This window comes from Microcystis sp. M079S1, assembly GCF_020246425.1.
In the GTDB taxonomy this organism is placed as follows: domain Bacteria; phylum Cyanobacteriota; class Cyanobacteriia; order Cyanobacteriales; family Microcystaceae; genus Microcystis; species Microcystis aeruginosa.
In genome coordinates this window covers 1-8,815 of record NZ_JADBSZ010000359.1, presented here as the reverse complement: position 1 = coordinate 8,815, position 8,815 = coordinate 1, and the positions used below count along the sequence as shown (strand labels likewise).

At 41.4% G+C, this 8,815-nt stretch carries 8 protein-coding genes and 1 pseudogene; 5 read left to right on the top strand and 4 right to left on the bottom strand.

Features of this window, described 5'->3' with window-relative positions:
- Positions 1–130: 130 nt before the first annotated feature.
- Positions 131–2,446 (top strand): annotated as a pseudogene (locus tag IM456_RS23105) (Eco57I restriction-modification methylase domain-containing protein); the annotation flags it as partial.
- Positions 2,447–2,523: 77 nt separating this feature from the next.
- Here IM456_RS23105 and IM456_RS23100 read toward each other — a convergent pair.
- Positions 2,524–2,985, bottom strand: a complete 462-nt coding sequence (locus tag IM456_RS23100) for a DUF29 domain-containing protein (protein WP_012267590.1) — start codon at positions 2,983–2,985, stop codon at positions 2,524–2,526.
- 321 nt (positions 2,986–3,306) lie between these two features.
- Here IM456_RS23100 and IM456_RS23095 point away from each other — a divergent pair, with 321 nt between their 5' ends.
- On the top strand, positions 3,307–3,648 hold the full coding sequence (locus tag IM456_RS23095; RefSeq protein ID WP_149985690.1) for a type II toxin-antitoxin system HicB family antitoxin: 342 nt from the start codon (positions 3,307–3,309) through the stop codon (positions 3,646–3,648).
- A 137-nt stretch (positions 3,649–3,785) separates the two neighbouring features.
- On the opposite strand, the gene IM456_RS23090 is transcribed toward IM456_RS23095, so the two are convergent.
- Positions 3,786–4,706 (bottom strand): LysR substrate-binding domain-containing protein, encoded by a 921-nt coding sequence (locus IM456_RS23090; RefSeq protein ID WP_287694812.1) that lies wholly within the window; start codon positions 4,704–4,706, stop codon positions 3,786–3,788.
- 147 nt (positions 4,707–4,853) lie between these two features.
- Between IM456_RS23090 and IM456_RS23085 the strand changes: the two genes are divergently transcribed.
- Both IM456_RS23085 and IM456_RS23080 read left to right on the top strand, forming a co-directional pair.
- Positions 4,854–5,537 carry a cadmium resistance transporter gene (locus tag IM456_RS23085; protein WP_287694806.1) on the top strand — a complete coding sequence of 228 codons (684 nt, stop codon included), beginning with the start codon at positions 4,854–4,856 and terminating at the stop codon, positions 5,535–5,537.
- A gap of 329 nt (positions 5,538–5,866) precedes the next feature.
- Positions 5,867–6,301: a YidH family protein gene (locus IM456_RS23080; protein ID WP_002762666.1), complete on the top strand. Its 435-nt coding sequence runs from the start codon at positions 5,867–5,869 to the stop codon at positions 6,299–6,301.
- Between the two features lie 10 nt (positions 6,302–6,311).
- On the opposite strand, the gene IM456_RS23075 is transcribed toward IM456_RS23080, so the two are convergent.
- Positions 6,312–7,109, bottom strand: a complete 798-nt coding sequence (locus IM456_RS23075; RefSeq protein WP_012267584.1) for a sulfite exporter TauE/SafE family protein — start codon at positions 7,107–7,109, stop codon at positions 6,312–6,314.
- A gap of 284 nt (positions 7,110–7,393) precedes the next feature.
- Between IM456_RS23075 and IM456_RS23070 the strand changes: the two genes are divergently transcribed.
- Complete coding sequence (locus IM456_RS23070) at positions 7,394–8,398, top strand: sulfate/molybdate ABC transporter ATP-binding protein (protein WP_287692397.1); 1,005 nt, start codon at positions 7,394–7,396, stop codon at positions 8,396–8,398.
- Between the two features lie 15 nt (positions 8,399–8,413).
- Here IM456_RS23070 and IM456_RS23065 read toward each other — a convergent pair whose 3' ends face one another.
- Complete coding sequence (locus IM456_RS23065; RefSeq protein WP_253881032.1) at positions 8,414–8,665, bottom strand: type II toxin-antitoxin system VapC family toxin; 252 nt, start codon at positions 8,663–8,665, stop codon at positions 8,414–8,416.
- Positions 8,666–8,815 lie beyond the last annotated feature (150 nt).

Below are 8,815 nucleotides of genomic sequence, written 5' to 3'. Positions count from 1 at the left end.
TTAAACGGACGTGGAGGAAAGTGTAAGACTTCTGTTAAAGAAGCATCGTCCCGTGAAGCGTCAACCCATCCGAAGATCGTTCAATTAAGTTTGTTCGATCTGTAGGGAATCACCGTCCGGCCCCGGCGGTGAGGATGTCAATCTCGATTCTCCCACCCTTGAACCCACGCAATTATTACAGAGAGTGGTGATGAAGCGCTGTATTTATGGGGTGGATATCAATCCGATGGCTGTAGAATTGGCCAAGGTTAGTCTCTGGTTACATTCTTTCACAGTGGGCGCACCTTTGAGTTTTTTGGATCATCATTTACGTTGTGGTAATTCTCTGATCGGAACTACCGCTAAGGACGCAGAAGCCGCTATGATCGAGGAAGAAAGTGGTCAATTAACTCTTTTAACTGGCCCTTTTGTTGGGTTACTTCGGGCAGCAGAAATTATGCGGGGAATTAGTACCCTCAGCGATGCGACTTTTGCTGAAGTGGAAACAAGTGAACAGTTATTCCGTGATTTTGATAGTCAAGCTAAACCCTACAAGCGTTTATTAGATGTTTTCCTTTCTCGCTTTTTTGGGGTTAAAACTGCTATCGAGTTTCTGCAGCGCTACGGTGGTAATATATCGGCAATTAATTGGGATAAGTTACCTCGTTCAGATCAAGGAATTTTAGACCAAGCAGCTAGTTTATATAAAAGTAAGCGTTTTTTTCATTGGGATCTGGAATTTCCTGAAGTTTTTATCGATCTTGATTCCGCTTCTTGGAAGGATAACCCCGGTTTTGATGCAGTAATCGGTAATCCTCCCTACGTTCGACAAGAAGGATTAAAAGATATTAAACCCTTTCTAAAAGAAAATTATCAATCTTTTCATGGAGTTGCCGATTTATACGTTTATTTTGTCGAAATGGGGTTACTATCCTTACAGCAAGGAGGTCACTTGGGTTTGATTATATCAAATAAATTTATGCGTGCTAATTATGGAATGAAATTAAGACAATTTCTAACCAAGCAAACAACTATAAAAGAAATTATCGATTTTGGAGAATTGCCTGTTTTTTCGGAAGCGGCAACTTTTCCATCTATTCTACTGATTGAAAATAATATTGTAGGTCAACAAAATGTTTTAGTATCAAAGATTAAGTCTCTCAAATTCAATAGTTTAATTGATGTGATTAATGATCTGTCATATTATGTATGTGAAAATAGCTTGTCCGTGGAAGGTTGGTCGTTAGCTAAAAATCAGATTGCTACAATTGTCGAAAAATTACAAAAAAAAGCTGTTTTTCTGAGTGAATATGTAAACAATCAGATTTATCTGGGAATTAAAACAGGATGTAACGAAGCATTTGTGATTGACAAAAATATCAAAGAATATTTAGTAAAAACCGACCCAAACAATCAACAATTTATCAAGTCTTTAATAGTAGGAGATGATTTAAGGAAATATGAAATCAAGAATCGGGACTTATATTTATTATTGATTCCCTGGGGATGGACAAAACAAAAAATAGATACAGATCAGGAAAAATTAGCTTGGAATTATCTTTCTTCATTATACCCTTCTCTTACTAAACATCTTGAGGGTTTTGCAGAAAAAGCTAGAAAACGATGTGAGCAAGGACAGTTTTGGTGGGAATTAAGACCTTGCACTTATTACGATATTTTTGAAAAACCTAAAATTATATATCCAGATATTGCTAAAGAATCGCGCTTTACTTTAGATAATAATGGCTTTTACTCAATCAATACTACCTATTTAATTCCTAGCCAAAGTTATTATTTACTAGCTCTTTTAAATTCCAGCTTAATTTTCTTTTATATGTCTCAAAACAGTGCTGTATTGGGGGATACAGAGAAGCAAGGTAGATTAAGATTTTTTGGTCAATACATGGAGAATATCCCCATCCGAAAAATATCTTTTAGCACCAAAAGCGATCGCCGTCAACAGAGTTTAGAGAAACTTATCAAAAGTTATCAAGAAAAGCAAGAAATATTAAAAGAAATCGAGGAACATATTAGGAGAGAAGAAACCGATATAGTCCATGATATTCTCGCCTACTTAGCAGAACAGATGATCGAGATAAATCGGGAAAAACAAAAAGAAATCAAAAGCTTTTTGAGATATTTAGAGAGAATAATCGGCAGTGCGATCGATAATTTAACCAACAAATCAAAAATCCAAAACTATCTCGGTGACTACCAAAAAAGCGAACCTCATCTTAGCTGCGATCAACTGTGGGAGATACTGAAAAAGAACAAAAAGAAAATTAGCGTTAACTTGCTAGATCGTCAAATACAGGAAACCTTAGAAAAAGAATATCAAACCAGTCTCGATAAACTTTTGCCCCTAAAACAACAATTAAGCGCCACCGACGAATTGATCGATCTAATTGTTTATAAACTCTATGGATTAAGCGAGGAAGAAATTAAAATTATTGAAGGGAGAGAGTGAAAAAAGAATCAGCTGCCTGCGTATTTAAATTACTTGTTGAGATACAGATACCCGTTGAGGCGGTATAACCGTTAAATTTACGGCCAATCCTGACTGGTATCGCAGAGGAAATGGTCGGCCATGATGTTCTCGAAGGTGAAGGGACAGTGAGAGGGAAAAGTCCGTATCGGTAAATCCGTCTCGCGTAAAGCCAAATCGACTCCGGCCTCGAAAGCATCGGATAAAGCCGTCGGTATCCGGGATTTTAAACTAGGATTGCCCTCTAGATGCCGTCTGATCCCTCGTCTCTGTTCTCTAATCGTCAAAAACCAGCTACGAGAACGTTTATCCGGCTGATATTCCCATTTGAGAAGATGTCCTACCAAAACGGTTAGACGGCTCACCAGTTCTCGATATTCTTGTTTACCCAAGGAAATGATTTCCTCCCGTAAGTTTTGCCAGTCCAGAGCTTCTACCTGTCGGTTGGCCAGAGCTTTCGCTTGTAGCTCTGTCCACCCATAGAAGTCGGATTCATACAGGGAATTCGCTTGATCTTTCATATTGGAACTTTACCTAAAATGTCGGCTGGAAGGAACCCTGGAGATGACAGGTTCCGCCAGTATAGAACAACGAAGGACGATATTACAAGTAAAGGGTTCAAACCAATCCTATTGATAGATTAAATAATACCGTAGAGAGTCTTCCTTTTTCTAAAAATACTGATATAATACGAAAAAAAGTTACTGAACCTTACTCAATGAACAAAAAGCAACAGCGAGTTCTGAATGCAATTCAGACAAGGATATACGCCTCTTTTTAGAAAATGCTAATATCATTTAATTGCCTCAATTATTGATTATTTATTGAGAGAAACAAAAACTATGTACACCACAACTTATAAAGGATATACAGGTAAATTTGAAATTGACTTTGACGATAATCTGATCTCTGGAATCGTCATTGACATTAAAGATGTGATTACTTTTCACGGCAAAACTATTGAAGAAGCTGTACAGTGTTTTCATGAATCTGTTGATGACTATCTAGAATTTTGCCAAGAATTAGGAGAAGAACCCGAGCAACCTTTTTCAGGAAAGCTACCTTATCAAACAACCCCCGAAATTCATCGTAAAATCTATTTAGCATCAACTAAAAAAGGTAAAAGTATCAATGCTTGGATGGATGAGGTTCTTTCTCAGAAAGCCCAAGAACTTGTCGGCTAAAAATATTATAGATGACAATTTTTGAGAGTTAAAAGGAGAGATTTATATTACCTCGTTCCCCATCTCTTTTGCCAAAGATAATTTCCCCTACATATCTTTATTTTTGCTCTAGTTAATTTTCGGCGACTTCTATCAGATTACAACATCTGCTCGAAAACTTGACAGATGCGGGGTTGAAAGCGCTGACGGTGTTTTATTTTTAAAAAAGGGCGCATAAATTCGAGATAGCGAGGGGATAAACCGGAAGTATCGATGACTCGAATCGATCGCAATGTGCCTAATTCTAATTCCTTTTGAACCATCAATTCGGAAATCCCGGCAGCTGCCGAACTATTCTCGATGATTGCTTTCACCATTTCCCCCGTATTTAACAGCAAAGTCACCTTTAATGTCCGTAAATCGATGCCCCAATTCTGTAAAGCTTCCTCGAATCTTTGTTGAGTTCCCGATCCCGATTCTCGCATTACCCAAGGGGTTTCCACTAATTCGGGTAATTCGATCGCCTCTCTTTTATACCAGGGATGAGAACGTCCGACAATAATTAATAGGCGATCGCTGCCGACGATCTCCTGTTCTAAACAATGTGTTAAATCACTCTTGACTTCCCCCTCGATTAATGCTAGGTCAAAACGTCCGTTAGCCGTACCCAGACAGATTTCTTCCGTATTAGCTAGGGTGCAGTTGATCTTAATTGCTGGATAGCGCTCCTGAAAATCGCTAATTTTTGCCGGGAGCCAATAGTTACCAATAGTCAAACTCGACCCTAATTGTAGTTCTCCCCGTTGCAAGTCGTTGAATTCCGCCAATCCCCTTTCTGTCAAAGTCACCTGGGTAAGAATGCGTTGCGCTTCTAATTGCAACAAACGTCCTGTTTCCGTGATCTCGATGTGACGACCGACGCGATGGAATAATTTCACCCCGTATTCACTTTCTAGGGAGGCAATGGCGGCACTGACGGCCGGTTGGGTGATATACAAAGCTTCTGCTGCTTTGGTGAAGTGGAGATGTTCGGCAGTTGCGAGAAAGATTTCTAGTTGATCTAGGGTCATTCTGGCCATGGCAAGGAGTTTTTCCGTCTCTATTGGTCTTTCCATCATTTTAATTTATTAAATCAACAAGAAAGAATATTTGATTTTATTAATGGCTCTTTCTAGAGTAGAAGTAGGGCGATCGAGACCAGAAGAGCCGATTAAGAAAAAAATCCCATGACTACCATGATTACTGCCATATCCACAGCAATAGCGGCCTTTATTGCCACTAATCTCGATGACATCCTGATTTTGACGATTCTTTTCGCCCAGGTCAATAAACTTTTTCGCCGTCGTCATATCGTTATCGGTCAGTATTTAGGCTTTATCCTGCTGATTTTGGCGAGTTTAACCGGCTTTTTCGGGAGTTTCTTGATTCCGGCTCAGTGGATTCGTTTTCTCGGTCTTTTGCCGGTGATTTTCGGGATTCGGAGTCTCTGGCAGCGAGAAGAAACCGAGACGGATAATCATCTGGAGATGGCTGTAGAATCAGCACCGTCTTCTCCTTTGCTGGCCTGGTTTTCCCCTCAAACCGGTGCTGTGGCGGCAATTACCATCGCCAATGGCAGTGATAATATCGGCATTTATCTGCCGCTGTTCGCTAGTAATACTTGGCCAAATTTAGTCACTATCGTCAGCGTTTTTCTGATCTTGGTGGGTGTTTGGTGTTTTACTGCTCATCAGTTGACTAAATTACCGGCGATCGCTAATTTAATTAGCAGTCACGGTAGCCACTTTGTCCCCTGTGTGTTGATCGGTTTGGGTGTGTTTATGATCAAGGAAAGTCTTCCCCTGGCTTTCTTGGCCCTATCCTTAAGCTATGGATGGGCGCTTTTCCAGCAGCAAGCAGAATCTATTTAGGGTTTGCGGCAAAAAGTTTTTCCTGGGGGCAGGGTGTAGGGTGTAGGGTGTAGGGTGTAGGGTTTTACCCATTTTCAGGGAAAAAGTCCAGGAATTTTCCCCCCGATCACTCCAATGGCCGGTACTTTTGGATTTCAAAAAGGTCTAAAAGTCTTATCGAACAATGTTTTTAGATTTATTCGGCAAACCCTATTTAATTTCTGATTCAATACAAATACATCTAAAAAGAGATTTTAGATTTTTTCCATACCATCTATAACTCAAGTGCCATAGAATAACATCATCTTCTCAAGCGATCAACTTGAAACCGACCCCTAGTCATCTCGATCATGTTATTTTTTCTCAAATCACCAGTGACGGAAAGCAAGACCAGCATTAAACCGAAAAAAGTCAATCCCAATCGAGTCCGCGATCATCTGGCCAATGAACGCACCTATCTGTCTTGGATGCGAACAGCGATCGCATTAATGGGTTTTGGTATGGTTATCCTGCGCTTACGGGCCTTTCATCCTCCTCTGGTTCCCCGGCCCGGTTACGGCTGGAAATTGGGCTTAATGTTTGCTTTAGTGGGTTTATTGACCGTATTTTTGACCACAGCCCATTATTTTACAGTCAGACGAGATATAGATGAAGATACCTACGAACCAGCCGATCGATGGGTGCTACTATTTAGTTTAGCGATCGTGATTCTCGGTGCGGGAATTATCTATTTTGTCGCCACCAGTCCCGATCTGTTGATGGGTAGTATGATGACTTTCGAGTGAACTATGGGGGTTAGGTGGGTTGGAGTAGGCGCCAACTGACCGTGACTAGAACCGTATAAAGCAGTATTTTTAGGGCATTTTTGGGGAAATATTCCGATAATCTTGCTCCCACTACTACCCCCGGTATCCCACCTAACCAGATGGGAAGTACCAGATTCCAGTCTACTGTTCCTAATCCCAGATGACCGATGGAAGTACAGGTTAAGAGGATGGACGCTTGCGATAGATCTGTACCGACTAATTTGCGAGAATCAAGCTGAAAAAAGGTCATCAAGACCAATGCAAATAAGGAACCACTGGAAATACTGGTTAAACCGACCAAATAGCCTAAAACTGCCCCCAATATCGTTGTTTTTATCTGACCCGATCGAGTGGTTAAATCTAATTTTGGCCAGGACCAAGGGGACAAATCGGGAAAAAATAAGGAGATTAGTAGTTCCAGGGCCGCTAGGACAGTCACGATCATCAAGACAAGACCGATGATAGGAGGCAACCATTGATCGAGATTGAGAGAGCTATTCTGCTGAAAATAGCGAAAACCGACTAATCCTAACAGAGAACCGGGTACACTGCCAATTACTAGCCATTTTACCACTTCTAACTCGATCGTTTGCTGTTGCCAGTGACGAACAGTGCCGACCACTTTCATCAACCCGGCCGCTACCACATCGGAACCCACTGCGGTGGTAGCGGGAACCTGAAATACAAAGATCAATAGGGGTGTAATCAGGGATGAACCGCCAATTCCCGTTAATCCCACGACAATTCCGATAAAAAAGCTAAATATTGTCAATAAAGAATAGTCCATTTTTGCCTCAGTTGTCTCTTTTCTCCGGTGCGTTTCTGGTGGTTAAGGGACAAAATTAGTTAATTAAGCCTTTAGAACCGACTAAAAGAGCAAAAAAGAGTATTAGTAAGCTTTTATCGCTGTTTAATCTTTTAGTCTCTGTTTATAACCAGTGATCTCCCGAATCGAAACTTAATTTTCTTGCTATCTTGTAAAATGTAAGTGTATTTTAATACGATTGCGATTGAATCATGGTTAAAATACGGTCAAACCCTATACATTTTTTTGCCAGAGGATTAGCTACCGTGAGCATCATCATCGAGCGAGTATCGAAAAAATTCGGCACCTTTACTGCTTTAGACAACATCAACCTAGAGATCAAATCGAATCGTCTGGTGGCACTGCTGGGGCCGTCCGGTTCAGGAAAAACCACTCTCCTGAGAGCGATCGCAGGATTAGAACCTCCCGACACAGGCAAAATTATCATCAACGGCAAAGACACAACCAATTTAAATGTCAGAAAAAGGAATATTGGCTTTGTTTTTCAGCATTATGCGCTTTTTAAACACCTGACGGTGCGTCAGAATATCGCTTTCGGTTTAAAGATTCGCAAAGCTGCCCCGGACTACATTCAAAAACGAGTGGACAATCTCTTGAGTTTAATTCAATTGCAGGGATTAGGCGATCGCTATCCGGCCCAACTATCCGGGGGTCAACGTCAACGGGTTGCCCTAGCCCGGGCCTTAGCGGTAGAACCGGAAGTATTATTATTAGATGAGCCTTTTGGGGCCTTGGATGCCAAAGTTAGAAAAGAGCTACGAGTTTGGTTGCGACAGTTACACGAGGAGGTCCATGTCACCAGTGTTTTTGTCACCCACGACCAGGAGGAAGCCATGGAAGTGGCCGACGAGATCGTAATTTTCAATGAGGGTAAAATCGAACAGGTGGGAACTCCCGATCAGGTGTACGATCATCCTGCCTCTGCTTTTGTGATGAGTTTTATCGGCCGGGTGAATGTTTTGCCACCGACCTCGGCTGCACTATTCGAGCAGCTCGGGGGGGGTGCTAACGGAGTCAAGATTTTTATTCGTCCCCACGACCTAGAAATTCTCTCTTTTCCCAATGGGTCTAGTATTGCGGCAAAAGTCGAGCGCATTATCCATCTGGGTTGGGCCATCGATGTGGAATTAATTCTACCCGATCGCTCTCTCCTGATTGCCCATCTGAATCGAGAACAACTGGATCAATTGCATCTCCAAGTCGGGGAGCAAGTTTATGTTCGTCCTCGGGATGCTCGCGTTTTTGCTTAAAAGTCACCCTTATTGTTAGCACCTGACGGTCGCAGGATGAACGGCGATTATTTCCGGGTAACGGCTAAAATCGTCAACATTAAAGGTCAGAATATGTGTAAGGTCATGAATGCACACGGCTGCTACTAGCTTCGCATCATGTACCTGCACACCCTTGACTGAATAGGTGAAGACTAAGCGTTCCCATTCGGGATAAATAGCGGGCAGATCGTCAATAATGGGAAAAAGTGACTTTAGGCGATCAATTTCCGCCTTGGCTGCGGCCACTGTGCGTCCTAGCCTGCATTATTCATGAACCAAAAAACAAGGAACCCGAAAAATAGAAATTTACATCCAGTTTTTTCTGGGGGTTAAATAAGTAAGTAAAAATCCTTAATCAACCAGACAAAATTAACAATTAAAGCCTAAAAAAGCGAC

Excerpts from the sequence above, each read along its gene's own strand:
- IM456_RS23095 (WP_149985690.1), top strand. The coding sequence starts at position 3,307 with ATGTACACCACAACTTATAAAGGATATACAGGTAAATTTGAAATTGAC.
- IM456_RS23090 (WP_287694812.1), bottom strand. The coding sequence starts at position 4,706 with ATGGCCAGAATGACCCTAGATCAACTAGAAATCTTTCTCGCAACTGCC.
- IM456_RS23080 (WP_002762666.1), top strand. The coding sequence starts at position 5,867 with ATGTTATTTTTTCTCAAATCACCAGTGACGGAAAGCAAGACCAGCATT.
- IM456_RS23085 (WP_287694806.1), top strand. The coding sequence starts at position 4,854 with ATGACTACCATGATTACTGCCATATCCACAGCAATAGCGGCCTTTATT.
- IM456_RS23100 (WP_012267590.1), bottom strand. The coding sequence starts at position 2,985 with ATGAAAGATCAAGCGAATTCCCTGTATGAATCCGACTTCTATGGGTGG.
- IM456_RS23075 (WP_012267584.1), bottom strand. The coding sequence starts at position 7,109 with ATGGACTATTCTTTATTGACAATATTTAGCTTTTTTATCGGAATTGTC.